Raw genomic sequence first — 24,019 nt, 5'->3', positions numbered from 1 at the left:
GTCACAGGTAATACAGGGTTATGCAGGGAGAGCACTGTGGATACAGGCATTATACCCGTCGTCTTTCAAGCTGCATCTGTGTTGGCTTTACTCGCTTATCCCAGTCACGTACTGATGTACGCTCCCGGGCTTCGCTGCATCGCCGTCTTGATGCAACTCGAAATCTATTGGGTATATATCTGCGATACAGAGAGTCAGGATGACCTGTATACTGGAGTGCCCTTAGTCGGAAGACTAACGGGCATTAAAGAAATGAAAGTCGAAACTATTGCGGTGGGCAAACATCATAATATGCGTTGTTCGCCTTATATGTGGCATTGTACGGCTATTATTTTCCATTTTGGTTACCTTTACTGGATAAGTGGAAGGTGTGGGTATTTTATCCAGGAAATGGCTATGAACTGTGAAGAAGATCAATAAAAAATGATCGTTTCCAAAATATTTAGTCGCCGATTATGCATATCGTGAGATAAGATACTGTTTTGTTGTTTATATGTTATTTATTTGTATTTTATTATTTTGAGTATAACCTTATCGGCTGCGTAATAAATATTATGCAGCCTTAAGGATAATAGATAATATATTTGTTATTTAATCAAAATAAATGAATAAAAATTCAAGGCATAAACCGATAACCAATTCCGGTCTCGGTCAGAAAATGACGCGGGCGGGCCGGGTCCAGTTCCAGCTTCTGGCGCAAGTGTCCCATATAAATGCGCAGATAGTGACTGTGTTCGACGGCGTTTGGTCCCCAAACCTGATTCAATAACTGACGTTGCGTCAGTACCTTCCCGGCATTATTCAGCAGTACCGCCAACAGGCGAAACTCAATCGGCGTCAAGTGAATTTCTTCATCACCTCGGTGTACGAGGCGAGCAGCGATATCCACTTTAACATTAGAAAAATGTACGACCGGTTCGGGAGACGTCCCACTGGCGTGGCGACGCAATGCCACGCGCAATCGCGCCTGTAGCTCGCCAATACCAAAAGGTTTGCTGAGATAGTCATCGGCTCCGGCATCCAGCGCGGCGATTTTATCGCTTTCCTCACTGCGGGCTGAAAGCACAATCACTGGAATCGCGCTCCATTGACGCAGGTCGCGAATAAAATCAATGCCGTCGCCATCCGGCAGGCCAAGATCGAGAATGATGAGATCGGGTTTTCGCGTGGCGGCTTCCAGCAGACCGCGTTGCAGCGTTTCCGCTTCAAATACACGTAGGCCATCGGCCTCCAGCGCGGTGCGCAGAAAGCGGCGAATGGCCTGTTCATCTTCAACAATCAGTACGTTCGTCACATATCCTCATGAAAATCTTCAAGTTGAGGGGGGATTTCCTGGGGCAGTGTAACACGAAAACATGCTCCTCCCTGCGCGCGATTGTGGACAGAAATAGTCCCGCCATGCACGTCCACAATGGCCTGACAAATTGCCAGCCCCAGCCCGACGCCTGGCACCGATGACTCTTTATTCCCTCGGGAGAACTTGTCAAAAACGCGCTGTTCCATACCCGACGGAACACCCGGCCCATTATCCCAGACGTCTAATTGCAGGTGTTCTCCATTGACGCTGGCATCAATACCGATCTGCGCCTGTGGACCCGCGTATTTGACGGCGTTTTCCAGCAGGTTAATCAGCACCCGTTCAAAGAGTGGGCCATCGACGTGAATCAATGTCAACGGTTCTGGTAACGACAGATTTATTGGGGCAGAGAGACCTGGCTCCAGCATCTGCAGGGCGCTACCCACCACCTCTTCCAGCGTTAACCACTCCTTCTTAAGATTAAAGCCGCCAGACTGAATTCGCGCCATATCCAGCAGGTTATTCACCAGTCGGGTCGTGTTCAGAACGTGCTGGCGAATCTCGCTGGCCTGGCGTGCGTGCGGCGATCCCTCGCTTGCCAGATCCAGCGTTAAGATTTCTGCCTGGCCGAACAACACCGTCAATGGCGTGCGCAAATCGTGGGACAGGGCTGCAAGCAGGGCGTTGCGAATACTTTCGCGCTCGCTGGCAAAGCGAGCCTGCTCTTCGCTGGCAGTCAGCGTCAGGCGCTCCAGCGCACTGGCGACCAGCAACGTGAAGGTTTCCAGCAGGCGTTGCTGTTCAGGGATCATCAGTTGGCGTAAATTTCCCGGTTCCACGATCAGCAATCCATGCGTTTTGTCGGCGCTTTTTAACGGTAAAATTTGATACGGCACGCCGGGTAACGTATCGGTGCCTGCGCCGGCGGGTTGCCCTTTATCAAAGCTCCATTGAGCAATGGCGTCATCCCACGGTGTCATGCCCTGTTGATGAGTGAGAGGGGCCAGCTTACCGTTTTCGCCGGGCAGTAAAACCTGGCTACGGGCCTGAAACGTTGAAGCGATAAACTGTTCGCTGGTGGCGGCGATATCCGTCTGACTGCGTCCGACGGCCAACGCTTTGGACATCTCATACAAATGACGCGTACGCTGTTCACGATAACGCGCTACCCGTGCCTGATACCGCACCCCGGCGGTCAGATTACCGATAACCAGCCCTACCGTGAGCATTACGGCAAAGGTAAGCAGGTACTGGACGTCGGAAACGGCCAGCGTCCCGCGCGGAGCAATAAAGAAGAGATCGAAGCTGGCGACGTTAATAAAAGTGGCCAGAACGGACGGCCAGCGTCCGTAAAAGAGTGCGATAACCACCACGCCCAATAAATAGATCATCACCAGGTTGGCGGCGTCAAACGCCATCAGCCACTGCATGGCGATTAGCGTAATGATGGCGCACAGCGCAACAGCGACCACGCACCCCTGAATTTGTACCCGCCATTTATCCTTAAAGGTACGGCTGTCTGCGGTTTGCAGCACAGGACGTGAAGGGGGCTCATCGAGGGCGACAATCATCAGGTCGAGATCGGGTGCGCGGTGGGCCAGTTTGTCGGCAAAGGAGTCGCTGCGCCACCAGCGTCGCGTCGTTGGACGCCCGAGCACAATTTTTCCCAGATTATGCTCGCGGGCATAGCGGATTACCGCTTTGTCTTCGGCGGGATCGGAAAGGGTGGCGGTTTCTGCGCCTAACTCCTGGGCCAGTCGCAGAGCGCTTAAAATCGCGCGGCGCTGTTTTTCAGGCAGTCGGTGCAGCGCTGGCGTTTCGACATACACCGCATGCCAGACGCTACCCAGACGCGCTGCCAGACGTGCGGCGGCACGTACCAGTTTTTCGCTGCCGGTGTTGTGCCCAATGCACAGTAAAATAGCGTCGCGGGTATGCCAGACTTTTTCTTCACCCGGACGTCCCCGCCAGGCGCGCATCTGATCGTCCACCCGATCGGCCGTACGGCGCAGGGCCAGTTCACGTAGTGCAATCAGATTACCTTTGCGAAAGAAATGCTCGATGGCTCTTTCCGCCTGGCCGGCGATGTAGACCTTGCCTTCGTTCAGACGCTGGCGTAAATCGTCGGGGGGAAGATCGACCAACACCACATCGTCGGCGGCATCGAAAAAAGGATCGGGGACGGTTTCGCGAACCTGAATGCCGGTAACGCCGCTGACCACATCATTGAGACTTTCCAGATGTTGCACGTTGACGGTAGTAAAAACGTCAATGCCAGCTTCCAGCAGCTCTTCAATGTCCTGCCAGCGCTTAGGATGCCGTGAGCCTGGCGCATTACTGTGCGCCAGTTCATCCATCAAAATGAGCGCCGGACGGCGGGCCAGCGCAGCGTCGAGATCGAACTCGCTGATATGACGACCATGACGTGACTGCCGCTTGAGCGGCAGGATGCTGAGACCGTCCAGCAGCGCGGCGGTCTCTTTGCGCCCGTGGGTTTCCACCACGCCAATCAGCACATCTAACCCTTGCGCCCGCAGTCGCTGGGCCTCCGCCAGCATGGCCCAGGTTTTGCCGACGCCCGCGCAGGCACCGAAGAAAATTTTCAGTTTTCCCCGGTGCGGAGCGGTGGTCTGCTCCAGCAGGCGATCGGGGTCGGGGCGTAACGGTTCGTTATGCATGTCCTTTTTCTCAGTGCTTATCCAGCGCTAAATTAAGTTCCACCAGGTTCACCACCGGCTGGCCGATAAAACTGACCAACGGCTTTTGCGTATATTGTGCAACCAACCGCGTAACCTCTTCAACGCTGAGGTTGCGAGCCTGCGCCACGCGGGGAATTTGCCAGGCTACTGCGGCTGGCGTCAGGTTGTTATCCAGTCCGCTGGAAGAAGCTGTTACCAGTTCAACCGGAACCGCAGGATTTGCCTGCGGGTTGGCGGCACGCAGCGCGGCAATCCGGCTTTGTAGCTGTTTATCCAGTTCCGGGTTGCTGGCTGCCAGATTACTGCCGCCTGAAGCCATTGGATTATAGGGCATTTCCGCTGTCGCTGAGGGGCGTCCCTGAAAATAACCGGCAGCGGTAAACTGTTGCCCAATAAGCTCAGAGCCGCGAACAGTCTGACCTTCGCGCAGAAGCGAACCGTTAGCCTGGTGGGGAAACCACCATTGCCCCAACGCAGTGGTCAGCAGCGGATAAGCACCACCGGTGATAAGCATCAGGAACATCAATGTTGATAATGCAGGACGTAATCCACTCATCTGAAACCTCACACCAGACCCAGCAGGGTCAGCAGTAAATCAATCGCTTTGATACCGATAAACGGCACAACCAAACCACCCAGACCATAGATCCACAAATTGCGGCGCAACATCGCGGATGCGGACAACGGTTTGTAGCTCACGCCTTTCAGTGCCAGTGGGATTAGAAAGACGATGACCAGCGCGTTAAAGATGACCGCGCTGAGGATCGCCGAGTCCGGCGAATGCAGCCCCATCACGTTCAGTGCGTTGAGCTGCGGGTAGGTGGCGGCGAATGCGGCCGGGATGATGGCAAAATACTTCGCTACGTCGTTGGCGATACTGAAGGTGGTCAGCGAACCGCGCGTCATCAGCATCTGTTTACCAATGTGCACCACTTCAATCAGTTTGGTGGGATTGGAGTCGAGGTCCACCATGTTGCCCGCTTCTTTCGCTGCCTGGGTTCCGGAGTTCATGGCAACGGCAACATCGGCCTGCGCAAGGGCTGGAGCATCGTTGGTTCCGTCGCCGGTCATCGCCACCAGACGACCTTCCGCCTGATACTGACGAATTAGCGCCAGCTTGGCTTCCGGTGTGGCTTCCGCTAAGAAGTCATCCACACCGGCTTCTGCGGCGATTGCTGCGGCGGTCAGGCGGTTGTCACCGGTGATCATCACCGTTTTGATCCCCATTTTACGCAGTTGGGCAAAACGTTCTTTAATTCCGCCTTTTACGATATCTTTCAGGGCAATCACACCCAGTACGTGAGAGCCTTCGGCCACCACCAGCGGCGTTGCGCCAAGACGAGCGACGTTTTCGACCTTCTGCTCCACATCGGCAGGAAAGTGGCCGCCGTTGGCTTCAACGTGACGACGAATGGCATCAACCGAGCCTTTGCGGATCATACGGTTGTCAATGTTGATGCCGCTCATCCGGCTTTGGGCGGTAAACGGCACAAAGGTGGCATGCAGCGATTGCACGTCGCGAATACGCAGATTAAAGCGCTGTTTAGCCAGGACAACAATGCTGCGGCCTTCCGGTGTTTCATCGGCCAGGGATGAAAGCTGCGCGGCATCGGCCAGCGTTTTGACGTCCACACCCTGAGCGGGCAGAAAATCAGAAGCCTGACGATTACCCAGCGTAATAGTGCCGGTTTTATCCAGCAGTAGTACGTCCACATCACCTGCCGCCTCTACGGCACGTCCGCTGGTGGCGATGACGTTCGCGCCCAGCATACGGCTCATCCCGGCGACGCCAATCGCGGAGAGCAGCCCGCCTATCGTCGTAGGGATTAAACACACCAGCAGCGCAACCAACACCGTGACGCTGACTGCGCTTCCTCCCCAGGCGGAAAACGGCCATAGCGTGGCGGTCGCCAACAAAAAGATAATGGTCAGGGCAATCAGCAGGATTGTCAGGGCGATTTCATTGGGCGTTTTACGCCGCTGTGCGCCTTCAACCATGGCGATCATCCGGTCGAGGAACGTTTCACCGGGGTTTACGCTGCATTCGATAACCAGCCAGTCGGAGAGAATGCGGGTGCCGCCAGTGACGGAGGCGAAATCACCACCGGATTCACGAATCACAGGTGCGGATTCACCGGTAATGGCACTTTCATCTACCGACGCGCCGCCTTCGATCACCTCGCCGTCACACGGAATAATATCGCCAGCTTCCACCAGCACGATGTCGCCTTTACGTAAATCATCTGCGGGGACGTGATCCATCGCCGCGCCGTATTTCGGTTCGCGAAGTTTGCGGGCGAAGGCGGTTTTTTTGACGCCTTTCAGGCTGTTGGCCTGAGCTTTACTGCGTCCTTCCGCCAGCGCTTCAGCAAAATTGGCGAACAGAACGGTAATCCACAGCCACAGACTTATCGCGCCGGTAAACCTCGGGCTGCCCGGCATATGGCCTGTTGCCATCGCCACGGTTAACAGGGTCGTTAACAGACTGCCCAACCAGACGATAAACATCACCGGATTACGCCACTGGGTATGTGGGCTTAATTTTTTCACGGCGTCCATCAGCGCTTGTGCGACCAGAGAGGGTTCGAACAGCGCCAGTTGCTTGCGACTCATAGTAATGTGCTCCGCATCACTTAGTGTAATGACAGGTATTCTGCGACTGGGCCAAGCGCCAGGGCAGGAACAAAGGTGAGAGCGCCAACCAGTAACACCGTACCGATTAACAACCCAACAAACAGTGCGCCATGGGTAGGTAGCGTGCCGGGGCTTGCTGGCTGGATCTTTTTACTTACCAGCGATCCGGCAATCGCCATCACGGGAATGATCACGCCGAAGCGGCCGAAGAACATGCACAAGGCCAGCAGGCAGTTCCAGAACGGGCTATTGGCGCTTAATCCGGCGAATGCGCTACCGTTGTTGTTCGAGGCAGACGACACGGCATACAGCACTTCGCTAAACCCGTGTGGACCCGGGTTTAGCATGGCGCTGCGGCCAGCTTCGGACATCATCGCTATCGCCGTACCGAGCAGAACCAGCGTAGGGGTGACCAGAATCGCCAACGCGGTCATTTTCATTTCGCGCACGTCGATTTTCTTACCCAGATATTCCGGCGTGCGGCCAATCATTAACCCAGCGATAAATACCGCCAGCAACACGAATAACAGCATGCCATACAGACCTGAACCCACACCGCCGAAGACCACTTCGCCAATCTGCATTAACCACATCGGTACCATGCCGCCCAGTGCAGTGAAGGAGTCATGCATCGCATCAACAGCACCGCAGGATGCGGCTGTCGTGACGACGGCAAACAGACTCGTGGCCAGCACGCCAAAGCGGTTCTCTTTACCTTCCATGTTGATATTGCTGTCTGCACCGAATGCCATCAGGTGCGGGTTGCCCTGAACTTCGGCCCACATCACGACGGCTACGCAGACCACAAAAATCAGTGACATGGCCCACAGTAGGGTCCGCCCCTGGCGGCGATCGCCCACCACATCACCAAAGGCAAAACACAAGGCGGTGGGAATTAAGAAAATGGCCAGCATTTGGACCAGGTTGGTCAGCGCGGTTGGGTTTTCAAACGGATGTGATGAGTTTGCATTAAAGAAACCACCGCCGTTTGTACCGAGCATCTTAATCGCTTCCTGTGAGGCGACCGGCCCCATTGGCAGCAGTTGTTTCACCCCTTCAAGGGTGGTAATGGGCTGATAAGGCAATAGATTTTGCAACGTACCTTGCTGAATGAAGAACAGAGCAATGATCAACGCGATGGGAACCAGGATCCACAGCGTAATGCGAACCAAATCGACCCAGGCGTTGCCCAGCGTATTCATACTCTGGCGCGTGAAGGCGCGAGTCAGGGCAAAAATCACCGCAATACCGGTCGCCGCAGACAGGAAGTTCTGCACGGTCAACCCGGCCATCTGGCTGAAATAGCTTAAGGTGGTTTCGCCAGCATAGGATTGCCAGTTGGTATTAGTGACAAAACTCACTGCGGTGTTGAGCGCCAGATCCCACGAAAGCCCTGGCAGTTGCTGTGGATTTAACGGCAGCAGGTTTTGCGCCATCAGCATCGAAAACAGGACCAACAGGCCAAGCACATTGAGCGCGAGGATAGCCAGCAAATACTGCCGCCAGTTCATCTCCTGCTGCGAGATGCCCAGACCGCGCCAGAGCAGATGCTCCACGCCAGCCAGACCCGGCAGGGATGTATTGTTGATCAGTCGAGCCAGCCCGAACCCTAACGGTCTGGCGATGACAAACAGCACCAGCAAGAAACTGGCAATAAGTAAGAATCCTTGGGCCGCCATCAGAACGCCTCCGCATTAATCAGGGCATACACCAGGTAACCTAATAATAAAAAGACCAGCACAATGCCGGTTATCACGCCTGCACTCACAGTGCACCTCCAGTGGCATAAATGTGATAACCAGAGCGTAGATTTTTACCTGCAAAGATTTCGCAAAAATCAGCGGGCGGGGTATAAAAAAAGTATAAAAATGGCAAAAACCATTATTTAACTAATGATTAGTATTAATTTAACTTTTATGTAACTTAATTACAGTTTTAAGCTAAACGGAGCATCAATAGATAAAAATAAGTGGTCGGATGAGTAGTAAAATTACACACAAGGCGGTATTATTTTCATCAGTTAACCAAATTTATTTTTCCGGTGCGATTCACCGAACAGATATATGGGAGAGGATTATGGACTTATATAAAGAGTATCCAGCACACATTGTTTTCTTACGCCGTACCTTTGCCGTTGTGGCGGGCGTGCTGGCGCTACCGGTCATGCTTTTCTGGAAAGACCGCGCCCGTTTTTACAGCTATCTGCATCGCGTATGGTCTAAAACCAGCGATAAACCGGTGTGGATGGAGCAGGCTGAAAAAGCCACCTGCGATTTCTACTAAGTTATCGTTCTTGCTCAAAAAAACCGCTCACAGCAATGTGGCGGTTTTTTTATGTGCAGATGTCTACACTTGTCGGTGTAATGAACAAAGCGTGGCAATGACTAATTTATATCCGGGAGTATTATGACCACCCATCTGGTCTGGTTTCGACGTGATTTACGTCTGCATGACAACCTCGCGTTAGCGGCAGCCTGTCGCGATCCTTCCGCGCAAGTTTTAGCGCTCTATATCTCTACTCCTGAGCAGTGGAAAGCCCACGAAATGGCCCCACGTCAGGCTGCGTTTGTGAATGCGCAGTTGAATGCCTTGCAGGCGGCGTTGACGGAAAAGGGCATCCCGCTCTTGTTTGATGAAGTTGCAGATTTCGCGGCCAGCGTAGAAACCGTCAAAAACGTCTGCGCACAGCATAACGTCAGCCGGTTATTTTATAACTATCAATACGAAATAAACGAACGTCAGCGTGATGCCGCCGTCGAGAAATCATTACTCCATGTGGTGTGCGAAGGTTTTGACGACAGCGTGATCCTGCCTCCGGGGTCAGTCATGACCGGCAATCATGAGATGTATAAAGTCTTTACACCGTTTAAAAATGCCTGGCTGAAGCGAGTTAAAGAGGGGGTTCCAGAATGCGTTAGCGCGCCGAAGGTGAGAGAAAGCGGTGCGCTTGATGTTCCGTTAACATCAATAACGCTGAGCTATTCGCAGCAAGATTTTGATGCGCAGCTATTTGCGGCAGAAGAGAAATTAGCGATCGCGCAATTACGTAAGTTTTGCCAGCAGGCCGCGGGAGAATATGAGCAACTACGTGATTTTCCGGCGGTTGACGGTACCAGCCGATTGTCCGCGAACCTGGCGACAGGCGGGCTTTCGCCGCGCCAGTGCCTGAATCGACTGATCGCGGAGCAGCCGCAGGCTCTGGAGGGCGGGGCGGGCAGCGTCTGGCTGAACGAACTTATTTGGCGTGAATTTTATCGTCATCTGATGGCTTATCATCCGGCGTTGTGCCGGCATCAGCCGTTCATCCGTTGGACCGATCGTGTGCAATGGCAGAATAACCCGACACATTTGCAGGCCTGGCAAACGGGGAATACCGGATACCCTATTGTCGATGCGGCGATGCGTCAGCTCAACGCTACAGGCTGGATGCATAATCGATTACGCATGATTACGGCCAGTTTTTTAGTCAAAGATCTGCTAATCGACTGGCGTAAAGGCGAGCAATATTTTATGTCGCAGCTGATCGATGGCGATCTGGCGGCCAATAACGGTGGCTGGCAGTGGGCTGCCTCAACCGGAACCGACGCTGCGCCGTATTTCCGTATCTTTAACCCTACAACTCAGGGCGAAAAATTTGACCGTGACGGCGAGTTTATCCGCCAATGGCTGCCGGAACTGCGTGAAGTGCCGGGGAAAGCCATTCATGACCCGTGGACGTGGGCTGAAAAAGCGCAGGTGTCGCTCAACTATCCTCGTCCAATTGTCGATCACAAACAGGCAAGGCTGGCAACGCTGGCGGCCTATGAGGCGGCACGTAAAGGATAGCGTAAACCATGTTGGAGCAGGGAATAGATCGCGAAATGGTAAAACTGGTGACAGGTGTTTCTGAAACGGATTTGGCTGTAAGCCATGCATAATCGCCAAAAAACAGGCCCGAATCTTATCACATCATCGGGCCTGTACATTCAGGACTCTACTGCCAGCGGACGGTTTCTGAATTTAAGCGACTGGTATAACCAAATCAGCAGCACCAGCACCACGCAGGCCAACGCGCCCCAGGTAATTTCGCTAAAGACATCAATATACGCATTGATCGAATAGTTGATCGCCCCCGCACTGTCAAACGAGCCTTGCGACGTCTGATCGGCGATAACGCCTGCCAGATAGTTGGCGATGGCGCCGGAAAGCAGCATATAAATGCCTGTTAATACGCCGGTCACCCCAGGGATCTCGATACGCGTAATTTGCGACATCGCCACCGGGTCGATAAACAGTTCGGCAAAGCCCATGACCGCCAGCCCCAATACCATCAGCGGCATGGAAGAGTGGCCGTAGGCTGCGGACCAGCGGGCGCTTAAGGTCAGAATGCAGAACCCTGCGCTCATTAAACCGAGGCCCAGGGCGAATTTACCCCAGATACGTACGGTTCGATTGCCGCCAACGCTTTCTTTGACTACCCAGGCCAGCACGATACCGCACAGCATAACGGCAAAGGCGTTAACCGACTGGAACATCGCGGTCGGGACGGAATACCCCAAAATATCGCGATTAACGAAGCGGTCAATATACAGGCTAATCGAGCTGCCGCCCTGTTGAGCAAAGGCCCAGAACAGCAGGCTGAAGAAGGTCAGCGTCACGATAAGCCCCAATTCTTTGCGCTGCTTCTGGTTTTGCGCCTGACGGTAAATCTTCGCCAGAACCGCCAGACCAATAACCGTGGCAACGATCAGTGCGTAAACGGACCACTCTTTCCAGAACAGGACGGTAATCAGTAACGGTGCTGCAACCAGCAGAACTAACAGCCAGGCCCAGTTTGGCAGCATATACTTTTTCGCACACAGCACGGTTTTGTTGACGCCAGTGGTATGAGCGAAATGGCGATTACCGCATAAGAAAATCACCAACCCTGCCAGCATGCCAATCGCAGCCAGCGCAAAACCCATCGCCCAACTGTACTCTTCCTGCACGTAACCGCAGGCAATGGGCGCAATGATCGAACCGATGTTACCGGCAGCGTAGAGCAGAGAGAATCCACCGTCGCGGCGCGGATCTTCAGGCTGATACAACTCGCCCAGCAGGCAACTGATATTGGATTTAAACAGACCGTAGCCGCAGACAATAATCGCCAGCGACAAATAAAGGAACGCCGGAGCCATTTCACTGGCGCCCAGGACCAGATGTCCCACCGCCATTAAAAATGCGCCGATCATTACCGCCATACGATTGCCGAGCACCTTATCGGCCAGGTACCCCCCGAGAATAGGCGTGACGTAGACCAGAGAGCAATAGGCGCTGAACAGTTCATATGCGTGATTATCGTCGTACTTCAGCTGGTTGGTGAGATAGAGGATCAGCAGTGCACGCATGCCGTAAAAACTGAAGTATTCCCAGATTTGTAGCGCGACGACGTAGTAAATCGCCCGCGGTTGAGATGCTTGTTTATTCATTATTTTCTCGAAGTCAATGCCTCGCGACTGGCCTAACGTGCTGCGCGAGTGTGTTTCCTTAAAGTTGTAACTTTGATACAGATCTGATTATTTTTGCAATATGCTGTCTGATTGCATAAATATACATGAATTAGATCGCGTGAGGGGAAGCAAATTGCCTTCAAAGATGGTGTGATTGTTTCTTGATGTGTCAGTGAAATGGCTATCGACGAATGCTGGCGGGGACGCTATTTTAACCTAAGCTGTGATGCTGATTGGGCAGGCAGAACTAATGACTACGAGGACGACGATGAAAAACACCGAACTGGAACAACTGATCAACGACAAACTGAACAGCGCCGCCATTAGCGACTATGCGCCGAATGGTTTGCAGGTTGAGGGCAAAGAAACGGTGCATAAAATCGTGACCGGCGTGACCGCAAGTCAGGCGTTACTGGACGAGGCGGTACGCCTGCAGGCGGATGCGGTCATCGTTCATCATGGTTATTTCTGGAAAGGTGAATCCCCGGTAATTCGCGGCATGAAGCGCCATCGTCTGAAAACGCTGCTGGAAAATGATATCAACTTGTATGGCTGGCACCTGCCGCTGGACGCTCATCCCGAGCTGGGGAATAACGCGCAACTGGCCGCGCTGTTGGGGATTACTGTGATGGGGGAAATCGAGCCCCTGGTGCCATGGGGAGAACTCTCCATGCCGGTTCCGGGGCTGGAACTGGCATCGTGGATTGAAGCGCGTTTAGGCCGTAAACCGTTATGGTGCGGTGATACCGGGCCGGAAACCGTTCAGCGCGTCGCCTGGTGTACGGGAGGCGGTCAAAGTTTTATTGATAGCGCAGCCCGGTTTGGCGTCGACGCTTTCATCACCGGTGAAGTTTCAGAGCAAACCATTCATTCGGCCCGCGAACAAGGGCTGCATTTTTATGCTGCCGGCCACCATGCGACCGAACGTGGTGGCATTCGCGCATTAAGTGATTGGCTCAATGAAAATACCGATCTGGACGTGACCTTTATCGATATTCCTAATCCGGCGTAATAAAGAGGGACGAAAGTGCAGCGAGCGCGTTGTTATCTGTTAGGTGAAACAGCGGTGGTTCTAGAACTGGAACCGCCCATTACGCTGGCGACTCAGAAACGCATCTGGCGTCTGGCGCAGCGTCTGGTTGATGCCCCTAATGTACTGGAAGCTATTCCGGGTATGAACAATATCACGGTGACCTTGCGCGACCCGCAAACGCTGGCTCTGGATGCGATTGAACGCCTGCAGCGCTGGTGGGAAGAGAGTGAGGCGCTGGAGCCGGACTCACGCTTTATTGAAATACCCGTTACCTATGGCGGTGAGGCCGGCCCCGATCTGGCAGAGGTCGCCCGGCACAGCGGATTAAGCGACAAGCAGGTTGTTGAGCTTCATGCGTCGGTTGATTACGTGGTGTGGTTTATCGGATTCCAGCCCGGATTTCCCTATCTGGGGAGTTTACCTGAACAGCTCCATACACCCAGGCGTGCAGAACCGCGTCTGCTTGTTCCGGCAGGTTCTGTAGGTATTGGCGGATCCCAGACGGGGGTCTATCCGCTTTCCACGCCTGGCGGGTGGCAATTGATTGGCCGTACCTCCGTTGCATTATTTGATCCAAAACGGCAAGAGCCGATTCTGTTACGGGCTGGTGATACCGTGCGGTTTGTCCCGCAGAAGGAGGGGGTATGTTAAACATTATTCGCGCTGGCATGTATACCTCAGTCCAGGACGGGGGACGCCGTAGTTTTCGTCAATCCGGAATCAGTCACTGCGGCGCGCTGGATAAACCGGCACTGAACGTTGCCAACCTGCTGGTGGGCAACGATGCGAATGCCGCTGCGCTGGAAATCACGCTGGGGCAGCTGGTGGTGGAATTTGAAGCCGATGGCTGGTTTGCCCTGACCGGTGCGGGATGCGAAGCGCAGCTGGATCGTACTCCCGTATGGAGCGGATGGCGGCTACCGGTGAAAGCCGGGCAGCGCCTGACGCTAAAACGTCCGCATCACGGCATGCGCAGCTATCTGGCGGTAGCGGGCGGTTTTGATGTTCCCGAAGTTATGGGTTCGCGCAGTACCGATCTCAAAGTGGGCATTGGCGGGCTGGAAGGGCGCCTGCTATGTGATGGCGATCGGCTGGCAATTGGCACTTCAACCCGGCAATTCAGCGGGCCGCAGGGCGTAAAACAGCTGATGTGGGGAAACAATATTCGTGCGCTGCCCGGGCCTGAATATCAGGAGTTCGACGAGGTATCGCAGGCTTCTTTCTGGCGTTCGCCGTGGCAGCTCAGCCCACAAAGTAACCGGATGGGGTATCGTCTGCAAGGGCAGCCGCTGACGCGCACGACCGATCGCGAGCTGCTGTCACATGGTTTGCTTCCCGGTGTGGTGCAGGTTCCGCATAACGGCCAGCCGATCGTACTGATGAACGATGCGCAGACGACAGGCGGCTATCCGCGCATCGCCTGTATCATCGAGGCGGATATGTATCATCTGGCGCAGATCCCGCTCGGCCAGCCGATTCATTTTGTGCAGTGTTCGCTGGAGGAAGCGCTCAAGGCGCGCCAGGATCGGCAGCGTTATCTGGAACAATTAGCATGGAGACTAAACAATGAAAATTGATCTCAATGCAGACCTCGGCGAGGGATGCGCTAACGATGCCGCGTTGCTGCAACTGGTCTCTTCAGCCAACATTGCCTGTGGGTTTCACGCTGGTGATGCGCAGACAATGCTCTTAAGCGTGCGTGAAGCGCTAAAAAATGGCGTGGCGATAGGTGCGCATCCGAGCTTTCCGGATCGGGAAAATTTTGGCCGTAGCGCCATGACCTTGCCTGTGGAAACGGTGTATGCGCAAACGCTGTATCAAATTGGTGCGTTGGCTGCTATTACGCGGGCTGAGGGTGGCGCAATGCGTCATGTCAAACCGCACGGTATGCTGTATAACCAGGCCGCTAAAGATCCTCAGTTAGCCGATGCGATTGCCAAAGCGGTACATGCCTGCGATCCGTCGCTGGTTCTGGTGGGCCTTGCAGGCAGTGAGCTGATCCGTGCCGGAGAACACTATGGCCTGGTAACGCGCCAGGAAGTGTTTGCCGATCGGGGTTATCAGGCTGATGGCAGTCTTGTACCGCGCAGCCAGCCAGGCGCACTGATTGAAGATGAAGAGCTGGCGCTGGCGCAAACGTTAGAAATGGTGCAATCCGGCAGAGTAAAAAGCCAGAGTGGAACATGGGCGAGCGTGACGGCCCAGACGGTATGCATTCATGGGGATGGCGAGCACGCACTCGCTTTTACCCGTCGCTTGCGTAGCGCCTTTGAAGCATGCAATATTCAAATTAGCGCATAAAATTATTCATACAAAACAATAACATATTACACAACAACATAAGGGATTTAATTATGGGAGAGGCTATTTCTCTCTGGCCATTGACGGGGATCGCCGTCATCGTGGTCGGATTTCTTTTACGTTTTAACCCGGTATTGGTGGTTATTATTGCCGGGATCGTCACGGGACTGGCGGCGCATATGCCTATCGCCACTATTCTCGAGAAACTGGGTGAAGGTTTTCTTAACACACGCAACCTGCCGTTTATCCTGCTGATCCCACTGGCGGTAATCGGTCTGCTGGAGCGTCACGGTCTGAAAGAACGTGCACAGACGTGGATCGCAAAAATTCGCAGCGCAACCAGCGGCCGTCTGCTGATTGTTTATTTGTTCATTCGCGAAGCGACCGCTGCGTTAGGGCTGACCAGTCTGGGGGGACATCCGCAAATGGTGCGTCCGCTGCTGGCGCCGATGGCGGAAGGAGCCGCTGAGAAAAATCACGGCGAGATACCTGGGGCGGTACGCTATCGACTGCGCGCCATGTCCGCTGCGACCGATAATGTCGGGCTGTTTTTCGGTGAAGATATCTTTGTTGCTTTCGGCGCCATCATCTTCATGCACAACTTTATGCTGGAGTCCGGCGGGATCCAGACTGAACCGTTACACATTGCCCTGTGGGGGATCCCGACGGCAATTTGTGCCTTCTTGATCCATGGCGCACGTCTGTGGCGTCTGGATAGCTATTTGCAACGTGAAGTGGCGAAAGCGAATGCCGTAGCGAAAGGGGAAGCACAATGAATTTTCAACAAAGCTACCTCTACTGGCTGGCGGGCGCGGTATTACTGATTGTGGCCGTCATGTCCTGGCAGGATAAAGCGAACCCGCGTCGTTTCACCACTGGTCTGTTTTGGGGCATATACGGCGTACTGTTTCTACTTGGTGACTGGACATACTCGCTGTTTGGCGACAAACGCGCGGTACATATTGCCGTCGGTGTTGCGGTGGTCGTCCTGGCGCTGATTGCCGGTTTTGGTGGCGTGAAGCTGGGAAGCTACCATCAACGTACACAACAACAGCGTGAAGAGAGCGCCAGCCGACTGGGTAACCGCTTGTTTTTCCCTGCGCTGGCTATCCCGGTGGTGACCGTTATCGGCGTGCTGATGTTTAATCACATTCCGGGCTTACAGGATGCGCTATTTGGGCCGGGCAATCACGCCACGCTGGTGACGCTGTTTTCGATGACCGCAGGTTCATTAATTGGTCTGGCAATGGCGGTTAAAATGACCCATGAGCGGGCGCATCAACCGATCCAGGAGGCGCGTCGCCTGCTGGATTCCATTGGCTGGGCTTTCATCTTGCCGCAGATTCTGGCTACGCTCGGACTGTTGTTTACGGCAGCGGGCGTAGGCAGCGGCATTTCATATCTGACGCAGGAATATCTGGCGGTAGACAGTCGTTTTATCGCGGTGGCAGTGTACACCATCGGCATGGCATTGCTGACGATGGTGATGGGTAATGCGTTTGCAGCTTTTCCGATCGTGACCGCCGGGATTGGTATTCCGATCCTCGTGCTGCAGCACGGCGGTAATCCGGCGGTAATGGCGGCAATTGGTATGTTCTCCGGTTATTGCGGGACATTGATGACACCGATGGCGGCGAATTTTAACATTGTCCCTGCTGCGCTACTTGAGCTACCGGACAAAAACGCGGTGATTAAGGCGCAGGTGCCAACCGGCATACTGCTGCTGCTGGTCAACGTGTTCCTGATGTATTTCCTGATGTTCTTGTAAGGTGACAGGATGAAAACAGTACTCATCACGGGATTTGAACCCTTTGGCGGCGAGTCAGTTAACCCTTCCTGGGAAGTGGTCTCGGGTCTCGACAATGCTATCATCGGTGGGTGTCGCGTCGTCGCCCGCCAGTTGCCGTGCGTCTTTGGCGAGGCTCTTGTCGTACTCAATGGCGCGATTGACGCGCTGTCGCCATCGCTGGTGCTCGCAGTCGGGCAGGCCGGGGGCCGCACGGATATCACCGTGGAACGCGTGGCAATCAACGTGGACGATGCGCGTATCGCGGACAATCAAGGTCAACAGCCGGTAGATGTGCCGATTGTGGCCGATGGTCCGGCGGCATGGTTTAGTACACTGCCGATCAAAGCGATGGTTGTGGCGATGCGCAACGCGGGAGTTCCGGCCTCGGTTTCCCAGACCGCTGGCACTTTCGTGTGTAACCACGTGATGTATGGCCTGCTGCATAAACTACGCGACGCACCGGCGGTGAAGGGCGGCTTTATTCATATCCCTTATTTGCCGCAACAGGCCGCACAGCATCCCGGGGCGCCAAGTATGGCGGCTGAAACAGTACGCCGGGCGCTGGAAGTCGCAATTGCCACAGCATTGCAGGTGGAAAATGACATCGCAGTGACGGGCGGCGCAACACATTAACAAAGGACAGTATTATGCCTGAAGGCCCGGAGATCCGCCGCGCGGCGGATAACCTGGAGGCGGCAGTCAAAGGCAAACCCCTGACCGATGTCTGGTTTGCCTTTGAGCAGCTAAAACCGTATCAATCTCAACTGATTGGGCAGCGTGTTACTCAGCTTGAAACGCGGGGGAAAGCATTACTGACCCATTTCTCTAATGGTCTGACGCTGTACAGCCACAATCAGCTCTATGGTGTGTGGCGAGTGGTGGAGACGGGCAACATCCCACAGACCTCACGGGTACTCCGTGTCAGTTTGCAAACACAAGACAAAACTATCCTGCTCTATAGCGCGTCTGATATCGAGATGCTGACGCCAGAACAACTTACCACCCATCCGTTCCTGCTGCGGGTTGGGCCGGACGTACTGGATCTACGTTTAACGCCCGATGACGTTAAAGCACGTCTGTTATCCCCGCGTTTTCGCAACCGGCAGTTTTCTGGCCTGCTGCTCGATCAGACATTTCTCGCCGGATTAGGTAACTACTTGCGGGTAGAGATTCTCTGGCAGGTAGGGTTGACCGGGCAGCATAAAGCGTCGCAGCTTGCCGATGAACAGTTGGATGCGTTGGCGCATGCGCTGCTTGATATTCCACGTCTGTCCTATAACACCCGCGGGCTGGTGGATGAGAACAAACATCACGGCGCGCTGTTTCGCTTTAAGGTCTTTCACCGCAATGGCGAAGTCTGTGAGCGCTGTGGTGGAATCATTGAGAAAACGACGCTCTCTTCGCGACCCTTTTACTGGTGTCCGGGATGTCAAAGATAGATCTATACCGAAGCATAGGTTTTGCGATATTGCAGCGGCGTTTTACCCATGTTTTTGCGAAAGCTGGTAATAAACCAGGCATATTCGGAGAAGCCGACCTGGGCGGCGATATCGCGTACCGAGCCGTTGGTATGTAACAGCAGTTCGCAGGCCTGACGAATACGCCGCATCATCAGGTATTCCTGAATAGTGCCGCCGGTCTCTTCGTGAAAACGGCGCGAGGCATGACCTCGTGAACACCCCATTTCACTGGCGATATCTTCCAGCGAGCAGCGCTGATGAAAGTGTGTTTCGATCCAACGGATAATGCTTACCGAAAATGTATTTTGCCCCGTGGCCTGCGCCTGATGTGGCAGTAGGCTAATAAGTTGCATCACCAGGAATGCGCTGTCACTGATGCTAAAGGTCTGGCTTTTGAGCTGTTCTTCAAACCGGCTCAGCAACGTTTCAATGACCGGCTGAACGTCGCCTACGTCAAATACCCTCGCTTTCTCTCCCCTGGCGCACAGCTGGCGCAGCAGCATTTGCTGTCGAGGAAAGTCCCGCAGGTACTGCTCAATCTGCGGGGCGTTAAAGTGCAGCGTTGTGCGGTGATAAATATTGCGTGCATTCTGTTCGACAAACACTTTATGCAACTTTCCTGGCGGGAAAATAAAGATTCGCCCAGGTTTAACGGTGTACTGCTGGTGCTCCATAAGCGCGATACCAACCCCCTGAGAGACCGATAGTATCTCCACGCACTGATGCCAGTGATAGTAGTTGGCAGGCATATTCTTCATACGATTAAAGTAAATCGACTTATCGTTGATATTAATGTGTTCAAGATAGCTGCTGTCTTCAGTCTGCTGCATAACTGTCTCATTGGGTGATGTTAACAAACTTGATTTTTTATCACTGTAATCGAATTTTTGCTGTGAAATGCAGATGAATGTTGTTCTTCATCACCAGTGTTGTGCGGAAATACGACAATTATCACATTTGTATGTCAGGCCAAATCCTTATTATGCGCCCAACACTTCATCAAATGAAACGAGGTTTCATTATGCGGGCAAGGCAAGAATATGTAGAAATGGCGCGGAAATGGTTGGTATCAGCCATTCCTCATCTCACTCGCGATAATACGCGGTTGGACGTTGGAAATACGTCAGCACAATATCCGGCAGACATTGCCGGAATAGAGGGGTTCGCGCGTTTGTTGTGGATTCTTTCGCCGTTGCTGAGCGGAGGAGAGGCGAGTGATTATCGTGAGACATTTATTCGCGGTATTCGTCATGGCTGCGATCCCAAACATCCGGACTATTGGGGCAATCTGGTCGATAACGATCAGCGCTGCGTGGAAATGGCCGCTTTTGGCGTTGCGCTGGCGCTGCCGAATACGGGGTTGTGGAACGAGTTAACAGCCGATGAGCAGGGCAATCTGGAGCGCTGGTTACGGCAAAGTGCTGAAATCCAAATCCCGGATAATAACTGGCACTTTTTCCCGGTATTGGTGCAGGTCGGGCTTAAATGTGTCGGACGCCACTACGATATGATGGTTATTGATAAACATCTGAACGCGATTGAGTCGTTCTGGCTGGGTAACGGCTGGTATTCCGACGGTGCAGGCAAACCGCGCGATTACTATATCTCCAGTGGGTTTCATTTTTACAGTTTGCTGTATAGCCATTTTATGCAGGACGCTGACCCTGAACGTTGCCTGCGCTATCGCCATCGCGCGCGTCAGTTTGCCAAAGATTACATCTATTACTTTACCAGTGACGGGAATGCGATTCCGTTTGGTCGCAGCCTGACTTATCGCTTTGTCCAGGTTGCGTTCTGGAGCGCTGTCGTCTGGACAGGGCTGGATGTTTTTACGCTCCCTATCGTAAAAGGCGTTATTTTGCGCCACCTCGACTGGTGGTTAGCGCAGCCTTTCATTGATCCGGAGGGGTTATTCTCGCTGGGATATACCTATCCGAATCTGGTGATGACTGAAGATTACAACAGCCCGTGCTCGCCCTGGTGGGCATGTAAGGCATTGCTGATTCTGGCACTGCCGGAACAGAGCGCGTTCTGGCAAGCCGAGTCGGCCCCGTTGCCTGAACCAGAGCCAATTCATCCGATCAAGGAAGCTGGGCAATTTGTCGTTCATGATGATGAAAATCGACACGCCTGGATGCTGATGTCCGGGCAGTACGATCGCAATAATTTTGTCAATTTCGATGCCAAATACGGCAAATTTGCTTACTCCAGCCACTTCGGTTTTACCCTTGAGCGTGGTCTTTATGGCATCAACCATGCGGCCTGTGATTCGATGCTGATGTTCAGCGAACAGGACAACTATTGGCGCGGCCGCCGTGAGTGCGAGGCTGTAGAAATGACCGATACGTTGATTCGAAGCCGTTGGCTCCCATGGTCAGATGTCGCAGTGACGACCTGGCTGATCCCGTTTCAGCAAGGGCATATTCGAATCCATCGCGTGGAAACCGCGCGTACGCTTGAGTGTGTGGAAGGGGGATTTGCGCTTAATCGCCATCAGCTTATCGATACCAAAACTGCACAGCACGGGGTCACGCTTCGCGCCATCTCAGGTGTATGTCAGATAACCGATCTGTTGGCTGGACGCCAACCGGAGGTCGTCACTACGCCACCTAACAGCAATATTCTGTATGCATCTCCGGGAGAGATCCCCTGTCTTCGTAGCACGCTTACACCGGGCACGCACTGGCTGGCCTGCGCCATCAATGCCACTTCGCTTTTATGGCTGCCGCCCCCAGTGGCAATGGCCTTCGACTGCGAAAACCAGGCGCTGACGCTGGGTGCCAAAACGTTGGAAATCTTATAACTAACGCATCTCCGGAGAAAAATAATGGCTAACTCTGTGCAGTCGACGCGCTCGGCTTACATAAAATTAAGTCTGTTTGTATTCCTGTTTACCTTTACCTGGGCGGCCAGTTTTGGTCTGTATGCTATCTGGCTGGGAGATAAAGCCGGGCTGGATGGTGTGGAAATCGGCACGGTGTTTGCTGTAAACGGCGTTTTTGCGGTAGTTATCAAACCTGTTTACGGTTACATCATGGATAAAATGGGCATGAAAAAACATCTGCTTTATTTTGTCTGTCTCGTTTCGGCCCTGATGGCACCCTTTTTCATCTGGTGTTACCTGCCGCTATTACAAACGCATTTTATCAGCGGGATGATCGTCGGCGCGCTATTTTTCAGCCTCGGTTGGTATGCGGGCGTGGCGGCGGAGGAGTCCTATGTTGACCGTTTCAGCCGTCTGTACGCGATGGAGTTTGGCCGGATACGCATGTGGGCGGCGCTGGGCTGGGCAACAGCGTCGTCATTCTCCGGTTATCTCTACAATATATCCCCCAAAATAAACTTTGTTATCAGTAGCGTCTCCGCACTGTGCATGTTTGCGGTTCTGTTGACGCTGAAAGTTGATCACTTTGGCCAGGAAGAGAATAACGTCCTGTCGAAAGAGAAGATTGTGATTGGTGATGTGTTCGAGCTGTTACGTAATAAAAAATTCTGGACCTTTGCGCTGTATATCGCGGGAGTGGCATGGATGATGTTTATTGCCGAGCAACAGTTCTCTCGCTATTTCGTCACTTTCTTTAGCACTAAAGAAGAAGGTAATGCCATGTTTGGCTATATGAGTACCGCGCAGTCGGCCGCTGAGTTTTTCGGCATGATGCTGGTGCCTGCCATTATTAACCGCATTGGCGCCAAGCAGGGGATGATCCTGACCGGTCTGGTGATTAGCTTACGTTTGATTATCTCCGGACTAACTAACGATCCGCTGATCATCTGTCTGGTTAAACCATTATATGGAATTGAAATCGCCCTAATTCTGGTTTCAGTCTTCAAATATATTGCCGAGCATTTCGATAAACGCGTTAACGCCACGATGTATCTGCTGGGCTATCAGGCCATGATTTACGTTGGTTCAATTGTCGTGGCGCCGCCTGCTGGCTATGCCTACCAAAAAATTGGTTTTGAGCATACCTATCTGATTATGGGCGTGGTTGCCCTGGTATTTACCGGGATCTCTGCCTTCACGCTTTCTACTTGCTATCAACATAAAAAAAATATTGCAGCCCCTGTCCATGGGCAAGAAGCCACCCATTAAAGTAAAGAAAACGAGAGAATTATGTCTGCAACTATTCGTAAAGAACCGATCGTTCCTGTTGTCCTGCGAAGCGGCGAACGCGCTGCTATTGCGCAGAAGATTCGCCGTGCTTTACCGGTAATTTTATCTGCTATCGATCGTAACAGCGTTTATTTTGGCTCGCGTTTTCCCGATGCGGCATGTGAGGACGGGCGTTATCCAATTATTGATAATCAGGAATGGACTACCAGTTTCTGGACTGGCCAACTGTGGCTGGCATGGGAATGGACGCGTAATGATGCCTATCGTACGTTGGCCGAACAACATGTTCGTTCTTTTGGCGAACGTATTGCCAGACGGGATCATACTAATCACCACGATCTGGGTTTTCTGTACAGCCTTTCCTGCATAGCGGCTAATAAACTGACCGGCAATCGCGAGGCAGCTTATATCGCGCAGCAGGCAGCAGAAGTGCTGATGGAACGCTATCACGAGAAATGCGGCATTATTCAGGCGTGGGGCGAACTGGATAATCCAGAGCAGCAGGGCAGGATGATTATAGACTGCAATATGAATCTGCCATTACTGTATCAGGCCAGCGCCAGCACCGGCGATCCACGTTATGCAGAAGCGGCAAAAAATCATATTGAGCAGGCACGACGTTATATTGTGCGCGAGGACGGTTCGACGTTCCATACGTACTATATGGATGTTCACACCGGGGAACCGCGATTTGGCAATACTCATCAGGGTTTTTCTGATGATTCCTGCTGGTCGCGTGGGCAGGCATGGGGCGTTTATGGCTTTTTGCTGAATTATCTCTATACCGGAGATGAACGACTACTGGAACTGAGTCAGACGCTGGCAAATTACTTTATAAATCGTTTACCGGAAGATCTTATTTGTTATTGGGATTTGGCACTCACCGATCCCCATAGTGAAAGGGATAGCTCAGCCAGCGCAATACTTGCCTGCGCCTTGCTGGAGTTGGTTAAGCAGCTCCCGGCGACTCATCCAGATCGTGAAAGCTACGAAGCGCTGGCATTACGAATGATTGCGCGAATGCTTGATGACTATCTCAATACTGTGCATAAAGCAGGCGAAGGATTATTACAGCACTCTGTATATTATTTTAAAGGTAATGTTGGCGTCGATGAATGCTGTGCGTGGGGTGATTATTTTCTGATGGAAGCATTGACCCGCGCAACATCCTGCTGGAATAGCTACTGGTAATATACCGCTCCCCCAGTTTAATAAATATGCTAT

At 53.2% G+C, this 24,019-nt stretch carries 22 protein-coding genes; 13 read left to right on the top strand and 9 right to left on the bottom strand.

Annotated elements, in window-relative coordinates; translation table 11 throughout:
* Positions 1-234 precede the first annotated feature (234 nt).
* From speFL to kdpF, 7 genes are all read right to left on the bottom strand, one after another.
* The gene (speFL, locus tag NMD08_RS18390; RefSeq protein WP_114149115.1) at positions 235-339 is read right to left on the bottom strand and encodes a leader peptide SpeFL; all 105 of its coding nucleotides are present in this window, start codon (positions 337-339) and stop codon (positions 235-237) included.
* 277 nt (positions 340-616) lie between these two features.
* On the bottom strand, positions 617-1,294 hold the full coding sequence (gene kdpE, locus NMD08_RS18385; RefSeq protein WP_005121396.1) for a two-component system response regulator KdpE: 678 nt from the start codon (positions 1,292-1,294) through the stop codon (positions 617-619).
* Positions 1,291-3,975 carry a two-component system sensor histidine kinase KdpD gene (gene kdpD, locus NMD08_RS18380; protein WP_210904826.1) on the bottom strand — a complete coding sequence of 895 codons (2,685 nt, stop codon included), beginning with the start codon at positions 3,973-3,975 and terminating at the stop codon, positions 1,291-1,293. Before kdpD ends, kdpE begins: the two co-directional genes overlap by 4 nt.
* A 10-nt stretch (positions 3,976-3,985) precedes the next feature.
* The gene (gene kdpC / locus NMD08_RS18375) at positions 3,986-4,552 is read right to left on the bottom strand and encodes a potassium-transporting ATPase subunit KdpC (protein ID WP_151219530.1); all 567 of its coding nucleotides are present in this window, start codon (positions 4,550-4,552) and stop codon (positions 3,986-3,988) included.
* An 8-nt stretch (positions 4,553-4,560) separates the two neighbouring features.
* Complete coding sequence (gene kdpB, locus NMD08_RS18370) at positions 4,561-6,609, bottom strand: potassium-transporting ATPase subunit KdpB (RefSeq protein ID WP_151219531.1); 2,049 nt, start codon at positions 6,607-6,609, stop codon at positions 4,561-4,563.
* Between the two features lie 20 nt (positions 6,610-6,629).
* The gene (kdpA, locus tag NMD08_RS18365) at positions 6,630-8,309 is read right to left on the bottom strand and encodes a potassium-transporting ATPase subunit KdpA (RefSeq protein WP_151219532.1); all 1,680 of its coding nucleotides are present in this window, start codon (positions 8,307-8,309) and stop codon (positions 6,630-6,632) included.
* A complete protein-coding gene (kdpF, locus tag NMD08_RS18360) occupies positions 8,309-8,398 on the bottom strand; it encodes a K(+)-transporting ATPase subunit F (protein ID WP_001670793.1) in 90 nt (29 codons plus the stop codon). Before kdpF ends, kdpA begins: the two co-directional genes overlap by 1 nt.
* A 308-nt stretch (positions 8,399-8,706) precedes the next feature.
* Between kdpF and NMD08_RS18355 the strand changes: the two genes are divergently transcribed.
* Positions 8,707-8,913, top strand: coding sequence for a YbfA family protein (locus tag NMD08_RS18355; RefSeq protein WP_151219533.1), 207 nt, complete (start codon positions 8,707-8,709; stop codon positions 8,911-8,913).
* Between the two features lie 123 nt (positions 8,914-9,036).
* Positions 9,037-10,455, top strand: coding sequence for a deoxyribodipyrimidine photo-lyase (phrB, locus tag NMD08_RS18350; protein ID WP_151219534.1), 1,419 nt, complete (start codon positions 9,037-9,039; stop codon positions 10,453-10,455).
* 140 nt (positions 10,456-10,595) lie between these two features.
* Here the strand turns inward: phrB and dtpD are convergent, their stop codons facing one another.
* Positions 10,596-12,077: a dipeptide permease DtpD gene (gene dtpD, locus NMD08_RS18345; protein ID WP_151219535.1), complete on the bottom strand. Its 1,482-nt coding sequence runs from the start codon at positions 12,075-12,077 to the stop codon at positions 10,596-10,598.
* Positions 12,078-12,366: 289 nt separating this feature from the next.
* On the opposite strand from dtpD, the gene ybgI reads away from it, so the two are divergent.
* The 8 genes from ybgI to nei are packed head-to-tail and all read left to right on the top strand — an operon-like array spanning position 12,367 to position 18,660.
* Positions 12,367-13,110 (top strand): radiation resistance protein YbgI, encoded by a 744-nt coding sequence (ybgI, locus tag NMD08_RS18340; RefSeq protein ID WP_071696195.1) that lies wholly within the window; start codon positions 12,367-12,369, stop codon positions 13,108-13,110.
* A 15-nt stretch (positions 13,111-13,125) separates the two neighbouring features.
* Positions 13,126-13,782: a 5-oxoprolinase subunit PxpB gene (gene pxpB / locus NMD08_RS18335; protein ID WP_151219536.1), complete on the top strand. Its 657-nt coding sequence runs from the start codon at positions 13,126-13,128 to the stop codon at positions 13,780-13,782.
* The gene (gene pxpC, locus NMD08_RS18330; protein ID WP_370618732.1) at positions 13,776-14,708 is read left to right on the top strand and encodes a 5-oxoprolinase subunit PxpC; all 933 of its coding nucleotides are present in this window, start codon (positions 13,776-13,778) and stop codon (positions 14,706-14,708) included. The genes pxpB and pxpC overlap by 7 nt, the downstream gene beginning before the upstream one ends.
* On the top strand, positions 14,698-15,432 hold the full coding sequence (gene pxpA, locus NMD08_RS18325; RefSeq protein WP_187252802.1) for a 5-oxoprolinase subunit PxpA: 735 nt from the start codon (positions 14,698-14,700) through the stop codon (positions 15,430-15,432). Before pxpC ends, pxpA begins: the two co-directional genes overlap by 11 nt.
* Before the next feature lie 53 nt (positions 15,433-15,485).
* On the top strand, positions 15,486-16,208 hold the full coding sequence (locus tag NMD08_RS18320) for a DUF969 domain-containing protein (RefSeq protein ID WP_151219539.1): 723 nt from the start codon (positions 15,486-15,488) through the stop codon (positions 16,206-16,208).
* Positions 16,205-17,200, top strand: a complete 996-nt coding sequence (locus NMD08_RS18315) for a DUF979 domain-containing protein (RefSeq protein WP_187259439.1) — start codon at positions 16,205-16,207, stop codon at positions 17,198-17,200. Before NMD08_RS18320 ends, NMD08_RS18315 begins: the two co-directional genes overlap by 4 nt.
* 9 nt (positions 17,201-17,209) lie before the next feature.
* Complete coding sequence (pcp, locus tag NMD08_RS18310) at positions 17,210-17,854, top strand: pyroglutamyl-peptidase I (RefSeq protein ID WP_151219540.1); 645 nt, start codon at positions 17,210-17,212, stop codon at positions 17,852-17,854.
* 14 nt (positions 17,855-17,868) lie between these two features.
* The gene (nei, locus tag NMD08_RS18305) at positions 17,869-18,660 is read left to right on the top strand and encodes an endonuclease VIII (RefSeq protein WP_187252800.1); all 792 of its coding nucleotides are present in this window, start codon (positions 17,869-17,871) and stop codon (positions 18,658-18,660) included.
* A 2-nt stretch (positions 18,661-18,662) separates the two neighbouring features.
* Here the strand turns inward: nei and NMD08_RS18300 are convergent, their stop codons facing one another.
* The gene (locus NMD08_RS18300) at positions 18,663-19,511 is read right to left on the bottom strand and encodes an AraC family transcriptional regulator (RefSeq protein ID WP_210904831.1); all 849 of its coding nucleotides are present in this window, start codon (positions 19,509-19,511) and stop codon (positions 18,663-18,665) included.
* A 191-nt stretch (positions 19,512-19,702) separates the two neighbouring features.
* Here NMD08_RS18300 and NMD08_RS18295 point away from each other — a divergent pair, with 191 nt between their 5' ends.
* The 3 genes from NMD08_RS18295 to NMD08_RS18285 are packed head-to-tail and all read left to right on the top strand — an operon-like array spanning position 19,703 to position 23,986.
* Positions 19,703-21,484, top strand: a complete 1,782-nt coding sequence (locus NMD08_RS18295) for a DUF2264 domain-containing protein (RefSeq protein ID WP_252838013.1) — start codon at positions 19,703-19,705, stop codon at positions 21,482-21,484.
* Positions 21,485-21,508: 24 nt separating this feature from the next.
* Positions 21,509-22,774 (top strand): oligosaccharide MFS transporter, encoded by a 1,266-nt coding sequence (locus NMD08_RS18290; RefSeq protein ID WP_187252798.1) that lies wholly within the window; start codon positions 21,509-21,511, stop codon positions 22,772-22,774.
* 21 nt (positions 22,775-22,795) lie between these two features.
* Positions 22,796-23,986 (top strand): glycoside hydrolase family 88 protein, encoded by a 1,191-nt coding sequence (locus NMD08_RS18285; RefSeq protein WP_151219545.1) that lies wholly within the window; start codon positions 22,796-22,798, stop codon positions 23,984-23,986.
* Positions 23,987-24,019 lie beyond the last annotated feature (33 nt).

It is taken from the genome of Citrobacter meridianamericanus, assembly GCF_041320245.1.
Lineage (GTDB): Bacteria > Pseudomonadota > Gammaproteobacteria > Enterobacterales > Enterobacteriaceae > Citrobacter > Citrobacter meridianamericanus.
This window is presented reverse-complemented; position numbering and strand designations above follow the sequence as displayed.